Origin of the sequence: Sphingomonas sp. 10B4 (assembly GCF_035019905.1) — a bacterium.
Classification (GTDB): Bacteria; Pseudomonadota; Alphaproteobacteria; order Sphingomonadales; family Sphingomonadaceae; genus Sphingomonas; species Sphingomonas glacialis.
This window is the reverse complement of record NZ_JASJVC010000011.1, coordinates 63,361-80,882: the sequence shown is the minus strand read 5'-3', so window position 1 is coordinate 80,882 and position 17,522 is coordinate 63,361. Positions and strand designations below refer to the sequence as shown.

The window sequence follows — 17,522 nt, the reverse complement described above, 5'->3', positions numbered from 1 at the left end:
GTCATCGATCCTGCAGATTACAGAATCATGGCTTGAGCGAGCGACGATTTCGCGGGTCGTCAAGCAGACGGAGTATAGCGCACCCGTAACAAGCAGATATTCCGCCTCGCGCATCCGTCGATGCACTGCGGCCCCGGCATCCTATCGGGGGCGTTCCGAGGGCTCGCTCTTCCCATGAAATCGCTGGATCTGTGGCTCGTCGGCTTTGGCTTGCGCTGCGCGGGGTTGCTCGTCTGCGAGCTGGCCTGTTTCGGCTTCGTCATCCCCACGCTGTTCAACCTGCATAGCGACGCGGCCGATGTCGGTGCGGCGCTGATCGCGCTCGCAGCGCTCGTCGCCGGCTTCCTGTCGGTCACCGCGTTGACACGCGAGTTCGCCCTCCTCCTGCTGGACAAGGATCATGACTAAACTCGTTCGTTTCGCCCCTTTGTTGCTCATCCCGTTGATCGCGATCCTGCCGATGAGTTCGTGCAGCCGCGTCGAGCCGGGGCATGTCGGGATCAAGGTGAGCAATTTCGGCAGTTCGGCGGGCGTCGCCGACCATGCGCTCGGCGTCGGCTGGTATTTCACGCCGTTCGGCACCAACATCTTCGAATATCCGATCTACACCTCGACCTATGCCTGGACCAAATCGACCACCGAACAGACCGGCGTCGACGAGGAATTTCCTTTCCAGGATCGCAACGGCCTGAACCTCTCGGCGGACGTATCGGTGGCGTATCGCGTCGATCCGGTGAAGGCGCCGATTCTGTTCCAGAAATACCGGATCGACATGGCGGGGATCGTCGCGGGGCCGTTGCGCAACGCGGTGCGCAGCGCGCTCAACGAGGAAGCAGCGGGGCTCGGCGTTGAGGAAATCTATGGCCCCAAGAAGGCGGCGCTGCTCTCGGCGGTGCAACGCGATGTCGACCGCTATTTCGAACCCGTCGGGCTGCACGTCGAGCAACTCTATTGGGCGTCGAACATCCGCGTGCCCGATCAAGTGCTCAACCAGATCAACACCAAGATCGCCAACGAGCAGGCCGCGCTCGCCGCGCAGGCGAATGTCGCGACGGTCAAGGCCAACGCCGATGCGCGGATCGCCGACGCCGAGGGCAAGGCGAAATCGTCGCAGATCGAGGGCGACGCCTTGCGCGCCAATCCCGAGATCCTGCGGCAGCGCGCGATCGAAAAATGGGACGGCAAGCTGCCGACCTATAGCGCGGGCGGCGGGCAATTGCCCTTCATCATGGGCAAGTGAGCGCATCCGGCCCGGGACGCCTGCGTCCCGGGCCGGGAAGTGCCATTTCGCTTCCGTTTCGTGCCGCGAATCCCTATATGCTCGGCATGGCAGAAGACCCCAATACGAATGATTACGGCGCAGACTCGATCAAGGTGCTCAAAGGCCTAGACGCGGTCCGCAAGCGTCCCGGCATGTACATCGGCGATACCGACGACGGTTCGGGCCTCCACCACATGGTGTTCGAGGTGTCAGACAACGCGATCGACGAAGCGCTCGCCGGGCATTGCGACCGGATCGACATCACGCTGAACGCCGATGGCTCGGTCTCGGTCGAGGATAACGGACGCGGCATCCCGACCGGCATCCACACCGAGGAAGGCGTGTCCGCCGCCGAGGTCATCATGACCCAGCTCCACGCCGGTGGTAAGTTCGAGAACACGTCGGACGATAACGCGTATAAGGTCTCCGGCGGCCTGCACGGCGTCGGCGTCTCGGTCGTCAACGCGCTCAGCGAATGGCTCGATTTGACGATCTTCCGCGACGAGCAGGAGCATTACATGCGCTTCGCGTTCGGCGATGCGGTGGCGCCGCTCAAGATCGTTGGCCCCGCGCCCGGCAAGAAGGGGACGCGCGTCACTTTCTTCCCGTCGCCCGCCACCTTCAAGATCACCGAATTCGACTTCGACAAGCTCGAGCATCGCTACCGCGAGCTCGCCTTCCTCAATTCGGGCGTGCGGCTGTATCTCAACGATGCGCGCCATGCCGACCTCAAGACGGTCGAGCTCTATTACGAAGGCGGGATTGCCGCGTTCGTGAAGTATCTCGATCGCAACAAGGTGCCGCTCATGCCCGAGCCGGTGGCGATCTCGGGAACGCGCGACGACGTGACGATCGACGTCGCGCTCGAGTGGAACGACTCCTATTATGAGAACGTCCTCGCCTTCACCAACAACATCCCGCAGCGCGACGGCGGCACGCACATGGCGGCGTTCCGCGCGGCGATGACGCGCACGCTCAACAATTATGCCGAGAAATCGGGGCTCCTCAAGAAGGAGAAGGTCACACTGACCGGCGACGACATGCGCGAGGGGCTCACCGCGATCGTCTCGGTCAAGCTGCCCGATCCTAAGTTCAGCTCGCAGACCAAGGACAAGCTCGTCTCGTCCGAAGTGCGCCAGCCGCTCGAATCGCTGATGGCCGACAAGCTCGCCGAATGGCTCGAGGAAAACCCCGCGCACGGCAAGGCGATCGTCGCCAAGATCATCGACGCCGCCGCTGCGCGCGAAGCCGCCAAGAAGGCGCGCGAGCTGACGCGGCGCAAGGGCGTGATGGACATCGCCTCGCTCCCCGGCAAACTCGCCGATTGTCAGGAGCGCGATCCCGCCAAGTCCGAGCTGTTCCTGGTCGAGGGTGATTCGGCCGGCGGTTCGGCCAAGCAGGGCCGCGACCGCCACTTCCAGGCGATCCTGCCGTTGCGCGGGAAAATCCTCAACGTCGAGCGCGCGCGTTTCGACCGGATGCTGTCGTCGAAGGAGATCGGTACGCTGATCCAGGCGATGGGCACCGGCATCGGCCGCGACGATTTCAACGTCGAGAAGCTGCGCTACCACAAGATCGTCATCATGACCGACGCAGACGTCGACGGCGCGCATATCCGCACGCTGCTGCTCACCTTCTTCTACCGCCAGATGCCCGAGATCATCACCGGCGGGCACCTCTACATCGCGCAGCCGCCGCTCTACAAAGCGACGCGCGGGCGTTCGGAAGTGTATCTCAAGGACGATAGCGCGCTCGACGAGTATCTCGTCGAGGCGGGTGTCGCCGGCACTGTGCTCGAAGGCGTGCAGGGCGGTTCGCGCTCGGGGCAGGATCTGCGGATGCTGGTCGATCATGCGCGGCGGATGCGCACGCTGATGCGCTATATCCCGCGGCGCTACGATCCGACGATCGTCGAGGCGCTGGCGATGGGTGGCGCGCTCGATCCGGCGCTCGATCTCGAGGCGCGGCGCGAAGTCGTGGTGCAGGTCGTGCGCGGGCTCGATGCCGGCGATCCCGAGGCGCGCTGGTCGGCGCGGCTCGCCGAGGACGGCGGCTTCCATGTCGAGCGCGTGTGGCGCGGCGTGACCGATCATCACATCATCGAAGGCGCGTTCCTCGGCTCGGCCGAGGCGCGCAAGCTGCACGGCCTCGCGGTCGAGCAGCAGGAAGCCTACGAGCAGACCGCACGGATCGTCTCGTCCAAGGCAGCGGCGGCCGCGCAGGCTGAAGCCGATGCGGCCGAGGATGCAACGGCCGCAACCGAGGCGCCGGCGCAGGCGCCGGTGGCGACCGCTGCCAAGGGCTCGACGATGGTCGCACGGCCGTCGCAACTGCTCGACGCGATCCTCGCCGCCGGCCGCAAGGGGCTGGCGATCCAGCGCTACAAGGGTCTCGGCGAAATGAATGCCGAGCAATTGTGGGAGACGACGCTCGATCCGCAGGTCCGCTCGATGCTCCGCGTCGAGATCGAACAGGCCGATGTCGCCGACGAGATCTTCACGCGGCTGATGGGCGACGTGGTCGAGCCGCGCCGCGAATTCATCCAGGAGAATGCGCTGAACGTCGCCAATCTCGACGTCTAGCGTACCACCAACAACACAAGGGGGAGTGGGTTGATGCGAGCATTTCTGACGGGCGTGGCAGCAACGGCGTTGATCGCCACCGTGGCAAGCGCAGCCGGGGTTCCGGCTTCGGTCCACAGCGCGAAGCAGACGCAGAAGGCGGTCGCGACCGCGCTTGCAAGCCCAGCGCGTGCCGACCAGGCAAGCGATGACGCGCGGCGCAAGGCGGCCGAAGTGCTCGCCTTCTCGGGCGTCGGCCCGGGCGACGAGGTGCTCGATTTCCTCCCGGGCTCGGGCTATTGGACGCGCGCTTTCTCCGGGATCGTCGGGGCTTCGGGGCACGTCTATGCCGTGTGGCCTGCGGCGATGGCGAAATATGCCGCCAAGTCCGCGACCGCGCTCGAGGATCGCCATTTGTCGAACGTGACGGTCAAGGTGCTCGGATCGGGCATCGTCGCGGCATCAGAGCCGGTCGATCTGATCTGGACCGTGCAGAACTATCACGATCTCGCCAACAATGGCGCGGGCGAAGCCGGGATCGACCAGATGAACGCCGAGGCGTTCAAGGCGCTCAAGCCCGGCGGCACCTATCTCGTGATCGACCATGCCGATGCGGCGGGGACTGGCCTGACGGGAACCGACACCAAGCACCGCATCGACCCGGCCGTGGTCAAGACCGAGGTCGCCAAGGCCGGCTTCCAGTTCGTCGGCGAGAGCGACGTGCTGCGCAATCCGGCCGACGATCACAGCGCCAAGGTGTTCGACCCGGCGATCCGCGGCAAGACCGACCAGTTCGTCCTCAAGTTCCGCAAGCCGCGCTGAGCGGCAAGCCGGTATCCCATCGCCGTCATGCCGGGCTCGTCCCGGCATCCACCGAGCCGCCGATATCGAAAGCATTGGTCGCGACCTCGGTGGACCCCGGCACACGGCCGGGGTGACGGACCTGCTGGCTTAACCGAGCGCCGCGCGGAGCGTCGCGCGCACGCCGGTGCGGTTCGCGGTGTCGTATTCGACGATCGTCTGCAGGCTCTGCGCCATTGCGCGAATGAGCTTGGTGCCGACCCCCGTGCCGCGCGGCGCGGCGTCGGCGACCATGCCGATCCCGTCATCCTCGACTGCGAGCCGGAAATGCCCGTCGCCATCGCCGGTGAGCGACACGCGGACTTCGCCGCCGCTCGTCGGATAGGCGTATTTGCAAGCGTTGCTGACGAGTTCTGTGACGATCACGCCGAGCGACACCGCGCGGTCGGTCGACAAGCGGATCGGCTCGGCTGCCAGCGACAGCACGCGCGGTGCACCCGGGGTCGACCAGGTCTCGCCCAATTCGTCGACCAGCGCGCCGAGATATTCGCGCATGTCGACCTGCTCGACATCGTTGCTCGTGTAGAGCCGGCGGTGGACTTGCGCGATCGCGGCGATGCGGCGTTGCGTATCCTCGAGCGCGAGCCGCGCATTTTCGTCGGCGAGCGCGGTCGATTGCATCCGCACCATCGCCGAGACGATCTGGAGCGAATTGGCGACGCGGTGGTTGACCTCGCGCAGCAGCGCCTCGAGCCGGGCGTTGCTCGCGCGCAACTGATCCTCGGCGGCAGCCTTGTCGCGTTCGAGCGCAGCGCGTTCGAGCACTTGTCCGAACGCGCTGGCGAGCAGATCGAAGAAATCGGTGCCGACGGTCTTCACGACGTAATCGGCGGCGCCGGCTTTGAGCGCGGCGACCGCGATCCGGCCCTCCTCTGAGCCGGTGACATAGACCACCGGCGGCATTCCCGGCAGGATTCGCAGCCGCTCAAGCGTCTCGAGCCCGTCCATCCCCGGCATGTAATGGTCGACCGCGATCAGATCGAACGGTCGGCCCTCGGCGACCGCCGCCTGGGCGAGCGCGATGCCCTCGGCGCCGCCCTCGGCGACCGAGAGCGTATAGCCGTAGCGCGCGAGCGTGCGGACGGCGAGGCGGCGCAAGCCCGCATCGTCGTCGATATAGAGGATCGCGGCGCCGGCGGCTTGGTTCACCCCTGAGGCTCGATGTCTGGTACTTGGATCACCGACAGGAACAAGCCGAGCTGGCGGATCGCGGTCGCAAAGCTCTCATAGTTGACCGGCTTGGTGATGTAGACGTTGCAGCCGAGATCGTAGCAGCGCTGGATCTCGACCTTGTCGTCGGTTGTGGTCAGCACGACGACGGGGGTGCGGCGCAGCGGGCCGTCGGCCGACTTGATCTTGGCAAGGATGTCGGTCCCGCTCATGTCGGGCAAATTGAGATCGAGCAGCACGAGCGCGGGGCCGTTGCGCTGCGGGCCGTCCGCGCTGTTGAACAGATAGTCGAGCGCGGTCGTGCCGTCGGTAAAGTGCGTGATCGCGTTGAGGATCCCGGCACGACGGATGTTCTTCTCGATCAGGCGCGCATGCCCCTCATCATCCTCGATCATCACGATGCTGACGCTCTTATGATCGGTCATTGCTGGGGTTCCCGCGTGGCTGCTGTAGTGGGGTCGACGAAAATCTTGGGCAAATTCAAGCGGAAGGTTGTCCCCCGCCCAAGCTCCGACGTGACATCGATAACGCCGCCGAGACGATACGCCAAGGCGCGGACATGCGCGAGGCCGATCCCCTCGCCGGGCTGGTCCTGGTTGCCGGCGCGCCGGAACAGGTCGAATACGCGCTGGTGATCGTTCGGCGCGATGCCGCGGCCGTTATCCTCGAACTCGAACGTCACGCGCTTGCCATGCGTCTTGCCGCGAACGACGATATGGCCGGGGCGATCGGGGCTGAGATATTTGACCGCATTCTCGATCAGGTTCGAGAAGATCTGCTCGATCGCGAGCCGATCGCTGACGAGCCCGGGAAGCGGGGCGTCGATCACGAACGTCGCGCCGCGTTGCTCGATCTGCGTCTGGAGGCTCGCCGCGATCGTCTCGACCATCGCGGTGACGTCGAGCCGCTGCGGCGCGATGACGCGGCGGCCTTCGCGCGACAGTTTGAGGATCGCGTTGATCAGCCGGTCCATCTTCTGCGTCGATGTGCGGATGAAGCGGATCGCCTCGGGTAGATCCTCGCGCGCGGCAAGCCGGGCATCCTCGGTGACGAGTTCGGGCGCGGTCGCTTCGGCGCGGTCAATCAGCGCGCCGATCTCGGTCGTCGCGCTTTCGAGCTCGGCGGTGAAGCCCATCACGTTGACGAGCGGGCTGCGCAGATCGTGGCTGACGATATAGGCGAAGCGCTGGATTTCCTCGTTCGCGCGCGTCAGATCGGCGGTGCGTTCCTCGACTTGCTCTTCGAGCGTGTCGGCGAAGTCCCGCAACGCATCGCGCGACGTCGCAAGATCGCGCGTATAGCGCCGCACCATCAGCAGCGATGCGATCGCGACGAGGATGACGAGCAGCCCCGCGATCGCCAGTGTGACATAGAAGATGCGGACGCTCGATTGCTGCGCGGCGTCGCGCTGGGCCAGCAGCCGCTGTTCTTCGGCCACCATCGCGTCGGCGCGCGCGCGCAGCACGAGCATCCGGCGCGCGTTGCTTTCCCCCTGGAACACCGTGACCGCGCGCGCGCTTTCGCCATTGCCCGTCAACGCGATCGTCACTTCGCGCTGCCGCGAAAGATCGTCGATCGATTGGCGGAACATCGCAAGATTGCGCTGCTGGCGCGGATTGTCGCGAGTCTGCGCAGCCAAGCGGTCGAGCGTGGCGGGGAGCGAGCGCATCGCCGCGCGATAGGTCGCGAGATAAACCGGCTTCGCCGTCAGCACATAGCCGCGGCGCGCGGTCTCGCTCTGCTCGATCAGGACGCGCGCACGCCCGATCGCCAGTTCGACCTCGTAGGTGTGGTTGACGTCGCGCGTGTGGCGCTCGTTTTGCGCGGTCGACCAGCCGGCGGCGACGCCGGCGGCGACCAAGGCGGCAAAGCCCAGCGCCATGCAGGCCACGAGGAACCGCCCCATGCGTCCCTCGCTAACGCCGAAACCGAGGAACGAACGCTTGAACATCGACACGTCCTTACGCAGCGACAACAACAATGACCAGTCTGGCTGAATTGACTGAAATCAAGTTTGCGCGCGTCAGTTGCGCGAACCGTTGCCGCTCCGCCGGGCCAGTTCGGTCTCGGCGGTGAACCGCACATCCTCGTCGCGGTCGCCCAGCATGATCGCGAGCGAATCGTCGCTGAGCTCGGCCCAGTCCTTCCCGCGATCGGGGCCTGGGCGAATGACGCGCGGCAACAGCCCGGGGACGCTCGACCAGGCGATCAACTGCTCGGGCCCGACCGTGTTCAGCATGTCACGCAAATGGAAGGCGGTGACATAGGCATCGGGAAAGGCGCGATGCGCGGGCAAGCCGCGCTCATGCTCGAGGCCCTCGGGCTTGCGCCAGTAGCGCAGCATCTGGTTGGAAAAGCTCGGCGTGTCGGGCCACAGCCGCAGCGCACATTTCCACGTGCAGATCCACGGCGCGTCGCGGGTCAGCGCGGGGGTGCAAAACTTCTCCTCCGCCGCCGAGCGGTGCGCGGCGAGCGCGATGCGCCGCGGATAGGGATCGAGTACGCCGCGCGCGACATCGTGCCAGAACGGCGCGTCGGCGACCTGCTCGTCGAGGATATGGTGGATCGCCTGCGTCAGCGGCGGGATCGGCCGGCCGGGATTGACCAGCCGCGATCCGCCCTCGCCCTGGATCTCCCAGCAGCCGTCCTTGCCGAGCGCGACGTCCTGCCAGCCGATTTCGCATACGCCGTGGAGCGGTGGGGCTTCACCGGTGGTCTCGAGGTCGATGACGCGGATGATCTGGGGGGGCGGGGGAGGCATCGCCTTTAGGTGGCGTGTTTTGGGAGTGATTGCGAGCGAAGAAGAAGGTTTGTTCGCGCGGAGGCGCGGAGGCGCGGAGGTGTGCGGGTTCGCGGTATCGCGTCCAACGCGCCAGGTGTGCCAGGGCACTCCACCGACGTAAAAAAGCCCTGGGGGGACGCGAAAAGGCTCACACGCGCGCAACACCTCCGCGCCTCCGCGTCTCTGCGCGAACAAAACTTCTTAATGCGCCGCCTGCACCCCGCGCACGACGCCGCTCTTGCCGAGTTGATCATCGATCATCGCCAACAGGCGGTCTAGCGCAGCCTGATCCCGCGCTTCGGCGCGCGCGACGAGGACGTCCTGCGTGTTCGAGGCGCGGAGCAGCCACCAACCGTCCGGGGTGGTGACGCGCGCGCCGTCGGTCGAATCGACCTTGGCGCCTTCGGCCTCGAGCCGGGCGAGCACTTCCTCGACGACCGCGAACTTGCGGCTCTCATCGACCTGGAAGCGCAGTTCGGGCGTGTTGACGAGCTCGGGCATCTCGCTGCGCAACGCGGTCATCGAGCGGCCGCTCAGGTGCGCCGCGCGGATCAGCCGGACGGCGGCGTAATGCGCGTCGTCGAAGCCGTAGAATTCGTGTGCGAAAAAGATGTGCCCGCTCATCTCGCCCGCGAGCGGGCTGCCGGTTTCCTTCATCTTGGTCTTCATCAGGCTGTGGCCGGTCTTCCACATCAACGGCGTGCCGCCGAGCGCCGCAACTCGGTCGAACAGCATTTGCGACGCCTTCACATCGGCGATGATCGTCGCGCCGGGGAGTTCGTTGAGCACAGGTTCGGCCAGAATGGAGAGAATCTGGTCGCCCCAGATCACCCGGCCCTGCCCGTCGATCGCGCCGATCCGGTCACCGTCGCCGTCGAAGGCCAGTCCGAAATCGAGCTGCTTCTCGGCGACGAGGCGCTTGAGATCGGCGAGGTTCGCTTCTTCGGTGGGATCGGGATGATGGTTGGGAAATTTGCCGTCGACATCGGTGAACAGCAGATGATGCTCACCCGGCAGGAGCTTGACGAGCTTCTCGATGATCGGGCCCGAAACACCGTTGCCGGCGTCCCAGCCGATCTTGTAGCTGCCGCCGGCATAGCCAGCGACGAGGCGGCCGACATAATCGTCCTCGATGTCGAACGTCGAAACCACGCCGCGATCCTCTGCGTCGACCGTGTCCCAATCGCCGTCCGCGGCCATTTGACCAAGCGCTTGAATGTCTGCGCCGAAAAACGGCGCGTGCTGCAGCACCAGCTTGAAGCCGTTATAGTCGGCGGGGTTATGGCTGCCGGTTATCTCGATGCCGCCATCCACCTCTAGCGTCGCCTCGGCGTAATAGAGCATCGGCGTCGGACCACGGCCAATCCGCACGACGTCGATCCCGACCGCGACGAGACCTTCGACCAGCGCGGCTTCGAGTATCGGCGAGGAGAGGCGGCCATCATAGCCGACCGCGACGCGGCGGCCACCGGCGCGGCGCACGCGCGTGCCGAAGCCGCGGCCGATCGCGTCGGCATCGGCCTCGCCCAGCGTTTTCCCGACGATCCCGCGAATGTCATATTCGCGCAGCGAACTAGGGTCGAAACGATGCGTCATGCGGGCTCCTGCAATACTGGCTCTGACCCAAGCCGCGAGCGACCAAAAGGTTCAAGATTTCCAGATATTAGCGCCGCAGCAGGACGTCGCGCGCGGCGTTGATCCGGCGCGTCAGATCGGCCGAGCCGCCTCTATCGGGATGGACGGCGGACACCAAGCGCCGATGCGCCGCCCGGATCGTCGCTTCGTCGGCCCCCGCGCCGACGCCGAGCACTGCGCGCGCCTCGGCCTCGCCGACCCGCGGCGCCGGCTTGGGCCGCGGCCGCAGCAACAGCCATCCGCCGATCAGGATCGCGGCGATGAGGAGCAGCTTGCCCATCAGGCGACGAGCGGGACGACGGTCTCGGGCAGGGCGAGCGCGCCCATCATCTCGCGCAGCTCCTGGCGCGCGGCGACATGCGCCAGCCCCATCGACCCGAACTCGCCCGAATCGAGCATCGTCAGGCCGGCCGGGAACAGCTCGCGATAGATCACGCGTTCGCCGAGCCCCGGCACGATGCGGAAACCGACGCGCTTGGCGAGCTGGTCGAGCGCTTCGGATACGCGGCGCATGTTGCGCGCCTCGATGTGCTGGACGCGGTTGCGCAGCACCACCCAGTCGATCGTCGAGCCGTCGGCCTTGGCCCGGATCTTCCGCGCGTCCCAGATCAGCTCGGCATAGAAGCTCGGCCGCGTGACCTTGTACGTTTCGGGATGGACCTGGCCGATCAGATCGAAATCGACGAAACTGTCGTTCATCGGCGTGACGAGCGTGTCGGCGCGGCTCGCCGCGATCCGCGCGAACGGATCGTCGCGGCCGGGGGTGTCGATCACGAGGAAGTCAGCATCTTCCGCCAGCGCGGCGAACACGTCGTTGAAGCGGTCCTCGCTTTCGCCGTCATGCGTGGCGTGGCGCGGAATCGGCAGTTCGCGGCCGGTGCGCTGTACCGTTGCGGCACGATTGTCGAAATAGCGGCCCATCGTGCGCTGGCGATGATCGAGGTCGAACGCGGCGACTTGCGCGCCGCGCGCCTGCAGCGCGATCGCGACATGGACCGCGGTGGTCGATTTGCCCGTGCCGCCTTTTTCGTTGGCAAAGACAATGATATGTGGTTTTCGCGCAGCAGTCGCCAACGTGGTTGCTTCCCGTCTTGTTCGGTGGGGGCGAGCCTCATAGAAGGCGCGCCCAATCCAAGCGTCTTTACCGAAGGGCACCGACCCGTGCAAACCATCCGTACCCTTGAAGCGCTCCGTTCCGGGATTGGCGCCTTGCGCGACGGCGGCGCGAGCATCGCGCTCGTGCCGACGATGGGGGCGCTCCACGCCGGGCACCTCGCCTTGATCGAGGCGGCGAAGCGGCCGGGGCGCAAGGTCGTCGCGTCGATCTTCGTCAATCCGACGCAGTTCGGCCCCAACGAGGATCTCTCGCGCTATCCGCGCCGCGAGAGCGCGGACGCCCGGATGCTGGCCGAGGCGGGCTGCGACCTGCTCTGGCTGCCGCCGGTCGAAGTGATGTACCCCACGGGCTTCGCCACCAAGATTTCGGTGTCGGGGGTGAGCGAGGGGCTCGACGGCGTGTCGCGGCCTGGGCATTTCGACGGCGTCGCGACCGTCGTCGCCAAATTGTTCAACCAGGTCCGGCCCGATATCGCCTTGTTCGGCGAGAAGGATTTCCAGCAGCTCGCGGTGATCCGCCAGATGGTCGCCGATCTCGATTTCGGGATCGAGATTCAGGGCGTGCCGACGCAGCGCGACGATGACGGGCTCGCGCTCTCGTCGCGCAACATCTATCTCGACGATGCGCAGCGTGTCGCCGCGGTCGCGCTGCCGCGTGCGCTCGGCGTGGCGGCCAAGGCGATCGCGCGCGGCGACGATGCCGACGCAGCGCTGGCGAGTGCGCGCGAGGCGCTGATCGCGGCGGGGTTCGTGGTCGATTATCTCGAACTGGTGGACGCGCTGACGCTGACCCCGGGGACCGATCCCGAGCGGGCGCGGCGGCTCGTTGCCGCAGCGAAAATCGGCGCGACCCGGCTGATCGACAACCTCGCCGTGCCGCCGCGCGATCATGCCTAATTGTCGTTAACCTTTTGTTGATCTCCCTGCGGCATGGTCGTGCTCACAGAGATGGTTAACGGGGGTTTACGACATGGGCACGAGCCTGAAGCACGCACAATTCCTGACCGACAGTCGCGTTGCCGACGCGGCGCTCGGGGATGCCGACGCCTGTTACGAACTCGGCATGGTCTATTCGAGCGGCGCCGCGGGCGTCGGGATCGACCTGATCGAAGCGCATAAATGGTTCAATCTCGCCGCCGTCGCCGGCAGCGAGATCGCCAAGGATTGCCGCCGCGACATCGCCGAGGACATGACCGCGCGCGAGATCGCCGCCGCGCAGGCCGCGGCGCGTGCCGTGCTCGTCAGCCGGCAGCGCCGCGCCGCCTGATCCTCACTCCGCCGCTGCCGCGACTTTCTTGGCAGGGGCTTTCTTCGCCGCGGGCTTTTTCGCCGCCGGCTTCTTCGCGGGTGCCTTTTTGACGGCTGGCGCGCTTGCCGCGGCTGTTTCGGCCGCAGGCTTTTTGGCTGCCGCTTTCTTGGCAGGCGCCTTCTTCGCCGCAGGCTTCTTCTTGCCCTTCGCCGGCGGTGCCGCCGCTGCGCGTGCGTCGATCAACTGCGCCGCTTCCTCGAGCGTCAGCGCATCCTTCTCGATCGACTTGGGCAGCGTCGCGTTGGTCGTGCCGTCGGTGACGTAGGCGCCGTAGCGCCCCTCCATCAGCTTGATCTCGGCCTCGCTGCGCGGATGCAGCCCGAGCACTTTCAGCGGGGCCTGCGCGCCGCGCTGTTGCCGCCCACCACCCGCTGCAGCTTCGGCCAGCTTGACGACCGCGGCGTTCATGCCCGTTTCGAACACGTCCTCGGTCGATGTCAGCCGCGCATATTTGCCGGCATGCTTCAGATACGGACCATAACGGCCGATCGCCGCGGTGATCGGCTCGCCGGTCTCGGGATGCGTGCCGACGGTGCGTGGCAACGACAGCAGCTTCAGCGCCCATTCGAGATCGAGCTCGCCAATATCCTTCGGGATCGACGCCATCTTGCGCGTCTCGCCTTCGCCGATCTGGATATACGGACCGAAGCGCCCCGATTTGCGCTCGACCGGCAGGCCGGTCTCGGGATCCTCGCCGAGCGTCTCGGGTCCTGCATCCTCGCCAGCCGCACCCGGCTGGCCGAAGCGGCGGGTGTATTTGCAGTCGGGATAGTTCGAACACGCGACGAACGCGCCGAACTTGCCGCCGCGCAGCGCGAGATGCCCCTGGCCGCAGTGCGGGCACAGGCGCGGGTCGCTGCCATCGGCCTGCGCCGGGAAGAGATAGGGCTCGAGGAACTTGTCGAGCTCGGCGGTCACCTCAGACGGCTTCTGCTCCATCACCTCGGTCGTGCGCGGCTTGAAGTCGCGCCAGAACGCCTCGAGCACCGCCTGCCATTCGGCGCGGCCGCCCGAGACTTCGTCGAGCTCGTCCTCGAGGCCCGAGGTGAAATCGTAGCTCACATATTTCTCGAAGAAGCGTTCGAGGAACGCCGTCACGAGGCGCCCCGATTCCTCGGCGAAGAAGCGGTTCTTCTCGACGCGGACGTATTCGCGGTCCTTCAGCGTCTTGATGATCGAGGCATAGGTCGATGGGCGGCCGATGCCGAGCTCTTCGAGGCGCTTGACCAGCGACGCTTCGGAGAAGCGCGGTGGCGGCTGGGTGAAGTGCTGCTCGGCGGTGACGCCCTTCTTGGCGGGGGCGTCGCCCTCGCGCAGCCGCGGCAGGCGGCGCGCGTCCTCGTCCTGCGTGTCGTCCGAGCCTTCTTCGTAGAGCGCGAGATAGCCGGGGAAGAGCACGACCTGGCCGGTCGCGCGCAAGCCGGTCTGGCCGGTGCCGTCGAGCATCTCGACCGTGGTGCGCTCCATCCGCACCGACGCCATCTGGCTGGCGAGCGCGCGCTTGAAGATCAGGTCGTAGAGCCGCGCATGGTCGCCGCCGCCGGCCTTGTCCTTGGCGAAATCGGTCGGGCGGATCGCTTCGTGCGCTTCCTGCGCGTTCTTCGCCTTGGTCTGATAGACGCGTGGCTTGTCGGGGACGTAGCTCGCATCGTAGCGGTTGGCGACGGCGAGACGCGCGGCGGAGATCGCGCTCGAATCCATCTGCACGCCGTCGGTGCGCATATAGGTGATCGCGCCGTCCTCGTAGAGGCCTTGCGCGATCCGCATCGTGTGGTCGGCCGAGAAGCCGAGCTTGCGCGAAGCCTCCTGCTGGAGCGTCGAGGTCGTGAAGGGCGGCGGCGGGTTGCGCGTCGCGGGCTTCACTTCGACCGTCTGGACGGTGAAGCGCCCCGCCTCGACCGCGGCCTTGGCGCGCATCGCCGTGCCCTCTTCGCCGATCGACAGGCGGTCGAGCTTCTTGCCCTCGAACTGGACGAGCCGCGCTTGGAACAGCGTGCCGTCCTGCTCCATGTCGGCCACGACCGACCAATATTCCTGCGCGCGGAAGGCTTCGATCTCGCGCTCGCGGCTGACGATGAGTCGGAGCGCGACCGACTGGACGCGGCCCGCCGACTTGGCGCCGGGGAGTTTGCGCCACAGCACCGGCGAGAGCGTAAAGCCGACGAGATAGTCGAGCGCGCGGCGTGCGCGGTACGCGTCGATCAGATCGGTATCGAGCTCGCGCGGATGCTTCATCGCCTCGGTCACCGTCGCCTTGGTGATCGCGTTGAAGGTGACGCGCTGGACGTCCTTGGGCAGCGCCTTGCGATTGCGCAGCACTTCCTGGACGTGCCACGAAATCGCCTCGCCTTCGCGATCGGGATCGGTCGCGAGAATCAGACGGTCGGCGGTCTTGGCGAGATCGGTGATCGCTTTCAGCTGCTTGGTCTTGTCGGCGTAATTCTCCCATTCCATCGCGAAGCCCTCATCGGGGTTCACCGATCCGTCCTTGGGCGGCAGATCGCGGACATGGCCGTAGCTTGCGAGCACGCGATAGTCAGAACCGAGATATTTCTCGATGGTCTTCGCCTTGGCGGGCGATTCTACGATGACAAGCTGCATGGTGGTTCAAAGCGTCCTTACGTGTACGCGCGAGGATGGAGAGACGAGGGCGGCGGCGTCAAGCCATGGGCCGAGCGCCAGGTCGAGCACGCGAAGCGCTTGGGAGCTGCGACGCGCGCCGCTTCGAGGGGGAGGGGAGAGCGCATCGCGGCGCCTCATGCCACAAGCGCTGCGCCCTGGGACAGCGATTTGTCGCGCCGCGCCAAACCCGTTATCCCCGCTCGCGCTCGGCCAGGTTGCTCCACGCGGTCAGCATCGCGCCTCCCAATTTGCGCCCGCGCTCGACCGAAACGTCGCGCAGCCGTCCGCCAGCCGCAGCGAGATCGCGCGAACGACTCGGCTGACGGTCGAGCCCCTCGACCTGCATCAGCCACAATTGCCGGAACGCCCCGCCTTTCTGGCGCAACAGCTGCTGCGGCGGCCCGTCCTCGATGATCCGGCCCTTGTCGACGACGATCACGCGGTCGAACCCGACGATCGTCGACAGCCGGTGCGCCACCGCGATCACCGTGCGGTTGCGGACCAGCGCGTCGAGCCCGGCCTGCACCTCGAGCTCGCTTTCTGAATCGAGCGCGCTGGTCGCTTCGTCGAGCAGCACGACCCGCGCGTTCTTGAGGAAGGCGCGCGCGATGCCGATTAACTGGCGTTGTCCGCCCGACAGATTGGCGCCGCGCTCGCCGACGACGGTGTCGTAGCCGTGCGACAGGCGGCGGATGAAATCGTCGCAGCCGGCCGCCTCGGCGGCGGCGTGGACGTCCTCGTCGCTCGCATCGGGACGCGCGATGCGGATATTGTCGATCACCGAGCGGTGGAACAGCAACACTTCCTGCGGCACGACCGCGATCGCATCGCGCAGCGATTCCTGCGTGACATGGTCGATCCGCTGGCCGTCGATCGTCAGGTTGCCGATCTGCGGATCGTGGAAGCGCTGGATCAGCTGGAGCAGCGAGGATTTGCCCGCGCCCGATGAACCGACGATCCCGATCTTCTGCCCGGCAGGGACGGTGAGCGACAGATCGTGGATGATCGGATCGCGCGGATCGTAGCCGAAGGTGACGTTAGCGAGCTTGACGGTGCCCTCGCCGACGCGCAGCCGCGTCGCATCGGGCGCGTCGCTGAGCGTCTGCGGCACACCGATGATGTCGAGCGTTTCGCGCAGATAGCTGAACTGCTGGCTGGTATCGATCACCGCCATCGCGAGATCGCGCGAGCCGTTGAGGATGCGGAAGGTCATCGTGCTGATGATGACGACGTCGCCGGTCGAGATCGCGCCGGTCGACCAGCGCCCGATCGCCCAGACGAGCGTCCCACCGACCATTGCCGCCAGCGCAAGATCGTGGAGCCCGCGCATCTGCTCGACGAAGAACCAGCCGCGCCGCTGCGCATCGGCTTCCTTGTCGAGAAACCCCTCGAGCCGGTCGAGCTCGCGGTCGCGCGCGGCGAATGCCTTCACCACCCAGATATTGCCGATCATGTCGATCAGCTCGCCGCCCGCGCGCCCGGCATGTTGCGCAAAGGCGGTGTGGTGGACGTGGCCGCGCAAGCCGAGCACGATCAGGATCGCAGTGACGACGAGGAAGACGCCGCCGAGCACCGCGGCCATCGCGGCGTCGATCGTGACGAAGATCAGCATCGCGCCGGCAAACGCGATCAGCGGCGGCGTCACTTCGCGCAGCAGCCGGTGCATGATCGCGCCGAAGATCCCCGCCAGCCCCGAAATGCGGTGCCCGAGCGACCCGGCGCGCTGGTTCTGGAAGAACGGCATCTGGTGGCCGGTGAGGTAATTGACCATGTCGAGCCGGATGCCGACGCCCGAGCTGACCGTCGCCTGGCCCAGCGTCAGCGCCGAGGCGCGCTGCAACAGACTCTCGAGGATGACGAGCCCGAGAAAGCCCGCAAGCGCGGCATAGACCGTGCCGCGCGCGCGCACCCCGCCGGTCATCGCGTCGATCAGCAGTTTCATCGCATATTGCACGCCGATCGCGCTGATCGAGGCGACGGCGACGAGCAGGCCGAGCGTCACGAAGATCCACGGGCGCGCGGCGACATAGTGCATGAGGAAACGTGTCGGACTGTGCAGAAAGGGCAAGGCATCGGCTCCGCGTAAGTGCAGGTCTGCTGCGGCGGCGTAACGATCGGCGCAAGCCGAAGTTTCTCGAGCGCCCGATATGCGCGGTGGTTGGAGCGTTTGACTGTGCAGAGTCGGCTCCCGTCCCTGCCCAGCGG

At 66.4% G+C, this 17,522-nt stretch carries 15 protein-coding genes; 6 read left to right on the top strand and 9 right to left on the bottom strand.

Going from position 1 to position 17,522, the window contains the following annotated elements; translation table 11 throughout:
• Positions 1–174 precede the first annotated feature (174 nt).
• The 4 genes from QN347_RS05565 (at position 175) to QN347_RS05550 (ending at position 4,644) form a co-directional block, all read left to right on the top strand.
• The gene (locus QN347_RS05565) at positions 175–408 is read left to right on the top strand and encodes a hypothetical protein (protein WP_322161668.1); all 234 of its coding nucleotides are present in this window, start codon (positions 175–177) and stop codon (positions 406–408) included.
• The gene (locus QN347_RS05560; RefSeq protein ID WP_322161670.1) at positions 401–1,240 is read left to right on the top strand and encodes an SPFH domain-containing protein; all 840 of its coding nucleotides are present in this window, start codon (positions 401–403) and stop codon (positions 1,238–1,240) included. Before QN347_RS05565 ends, QN347_RS05560 begins: the two co-directional genes overlap by 8 nt.
• A gap of 86 nt (positions 1,241–1,326) precedes the next feature.
• Positions 1,327–3,843 (top strand): DNA topoisomerase (ATP-hydrolyzing) subunit B, encoded by a 2,517-nt coding sequence (gene gyrB / locus QN347_RS05555; RefSeq protein ID WP_133191359.1) that lies wholly within the window; start codon positions 1,327–1,329, stop codon positions 3,841–3,843.
• 33 nt (positions 3,844–3,876) lie between these two features.
• Positions 3,877–4,644 (top strand): methyltransferase, encoded by a 768-nt coding sequence (locus QN347_RS05550; protein ID WP_322161672.1) that lies wholly within the window; start codon positions 3,877–3,879, stop codon positions 4,642–4,644.
• A 129-nt stretch (positions 4,645–4,773) separates the two neighbouring features.
• Here QN347_RS05550 and QN347_RS05545 read toward each other — a convergent pair whose 3' ends face one another.
• The 7 genes from QN347_RS05545 to QN347_RS05515 form a co-directional block, all read right to left on the bottom strand.
• Positions 4,774–5,832 (bottom strand): sensor histidine kinase, encoded by a 1,059-nt coding sequence (locus QN347_RS05545; protein ID WP_189676448.1) that lies wholly within the window; start codon positions 5,830–5,832, stop codon positions 4,774–4,776.
• Positions 5,829–6,278 (bottom strand): response regulator, encoded by a 450-nt coding sequence (locus tag QN347_RS05540; RefSeq protein ID WP_133191362.1) that lies wholly within the window; start codon positions 6,276–6,278, stop codon positions 5,829–5,831. The genes QN347_RS05545 and QN347_RS05540 overlap by 4 nt, the downstream gene beginning before the upstream one ends.
• Positions 6,275–7,804, bottom strand: coding sequence for a sensor histidine kinase (locus QN347_RS05535; protein WP_322161674.1), 1,530 nt, complete (start codon positions 7,802–7,804; stop codon positions 6,275–6,277). The genes QN347_RS05540 and QN347_RS05535 overlap by 4 nt, the downstream gene beginning before the upstream one ends.
• Positions 7,805–7,876: 72 nt before the next feature.
• Entirely contained in the window at positions 7,877–8,614 is a 738-nt protein-coding gene (locus QN347_RS05530) for an exonuclease domain-containing protein (protein WP_322161676.1), read from the bottom strand.
• A gap of 222 nt (positions 8,615–8,836) precedes the next feature.
• Positions 8,837–10,231 (bottom strand): phosphoglucomutase/phosphomannomutase PgmG, encoded by a 1,395-nt coding sequence (gene pgmG, locus QN347_RS05525; RefSeq protein ID WP_322161678.1) that lies wholly within the window; start codon positions 10,229–10,231, stop codon positions 8,837–8,839.
• 67 nt (positions 10,232–10,298) lie between these two features.
• Positions 10,299–10,550, bottom strand: coding sequence for a J domain-containing protein (locus QN347_RS05520; protein WP_133191366.1), 252 nt, complete (start codon positions 10,548–10,550; stop codon positions 10,299–10,301).
• Positions 10,550–11,344 carry a division plane positioning ATPase MipZ gene (locus tag QN347_RS05515; RefSeq protein WP_133191367.1) on the bottom strand — a complete coding sequence of 265 codons (795 nt, stop codon included), beginning with the start codon at positions 11,342–11,344 and terminating at the stop codon, positions 10,550–10,552. Before QN347_RS05515 ends, QN347_RS05520 begins: the two co-directional genes overlap by 1 nt.
• An 87-nt stretch (positions 11,345–11,431) precedes the next feature.
• On the opposite strand from QN347_RS05515, the gene panC reads away from it, so the two are divergent.
• Positions 11,432–12,283 carry a pantoate--beta-alanine ligase gene (panC, locus tag QN347_RS05510; protein WP_322161680.1) on the top strand — a complete coding sequence of 284 codons (852 nt, stop codon included), beginning with the start codon at positions 11,432–11,434 and terminating at the stop codon, positions 12,281–12,283.
• A gap of 73 nt (positions 12,284–12,356) precedes the next feature.
• Positions 12,357–12,653 (top strand): SEL1-like repeat protein, encoded by a 297-nt coding sequence (locus QN347_RS05505; RefSeq protein WP_133191369.1) that lies wholly within the window; start codon positions 12,357–12,359, stop codon positions 12,651–12,653.
• Positions 12,654–12,656: 3 nt separating this feature from the next.
• On the opposite strand, the gene topA is transcribed toward QN347_RS05505, so the two are convergent.
• Positions 12,657–15,296, bottom strand: a complete 2,640-nt coding sequence (topA, locus tag QN347_RS05500; protein ID WP_322161681.1) for a type I DNA topoisomerase — start codon at positions 15,294–15,296, stop codon at positions 12,657–12,659.
• 211 nt (positions 15,297–15,507) lie between these two features.
• Positions 15,508–17,352 carry an ABC transporter ATP-binding protein gene (locus QN347_RS05495; RefSeq protein ID WP_322161683.1) on the bottom strand — a complete coding sequence of 615 codons (1,845 nt, stop codon included), beginning with the start codon at positions 17,350–17,352 and terminating at the stop codon, positions 15,508–15,510.
• Positions 17,353–17,522: the final 170 nt, after the last annotated feature.

Bases quoted from the DNA above. Each gene is read 5' to 3' on its own strand.
- topA (WP_322161681.1), bottom strand. From the start codon at position 15,296: ATGCAGCTTGTCATCGTAGAATCGCCCGCCAAGGCGAAGACCATCGAG.
- pgmG (WP_322161678.1), bottom strand. From the start codon at position 10,231: ATGACGCATCGTTTCGACCCTAGTTCGCTGCGCGAATATGACATTCGC.
- QN347_RS05495 (WP_322161683.1), bottom strand. From the start codon at position 17,352: ATGCACTATGTCGCCGCGCGCCCGTGGATCTTCGTGACGCTCGGCCTG.
- gyrB (WP_133191359.1), top strand. From the start codon at position 1,327: ATGGCAGAAGACCCCAATACGAATGATTACGGCGCAGACTCGATCAAG.
- QN347_RS05550 (WP_322161672.1), top strand. From the start codon at position 3,877: ATGCGAGCATTTCTGACGGGCGTGGCAGCAACGGCGTTGATCGCCACC.
- QN347_RS05560 (WP_322161670.1), top strand. From the start codon at position 401: ATGACTAAACTCGTTCGTTTCGCCCCTTTGTTGCTCATCCCGTTGATC.
- QN347_RS05565 (WP_322161668.1), top strand. From the start codon at position 175: ATGAAATCGCTGGATCTGTGGCTCGTCGGCTTTGGCTTGCGCTGCGCG.
- QN347_RS05530 (WP_322161676.1), bottom strand. From the start codon at position 8,614: ATGCCTCCCCCGCCCCCCCAGATCATCCGCGTCATCGACCTCGAGACC.
- QN347_RS05505 (WP_133191369.1), top strand. From the start codon at position 12,357: ATGGGCACGAGCCTGAAGCACGCACAATTCCTGACCGACAGTCGCGTT.
- QN347_RS05520 (WP_133191366.1), bottom strand. From the start codon at position 10,550: ATGGGCAAGCTGCTCCTCATCGCCGCGATCCTGATCGGCGGATGGCTG.
- QN347_RS05540 (WP_133191362.1), bottom strand. From the start codon at position 6,278: ATGACCGATCATAAGAGCGTCAGCATCGTGATGATCGAGGATGATGAG.
- QN347_RS05535 (WP_322161674.1), bottom strand. From the start codon at position 7,804: ATGTTCAAGCGTTCGTTCCTCGGTTTCGGCGTTAGCGAGGGACGCATG.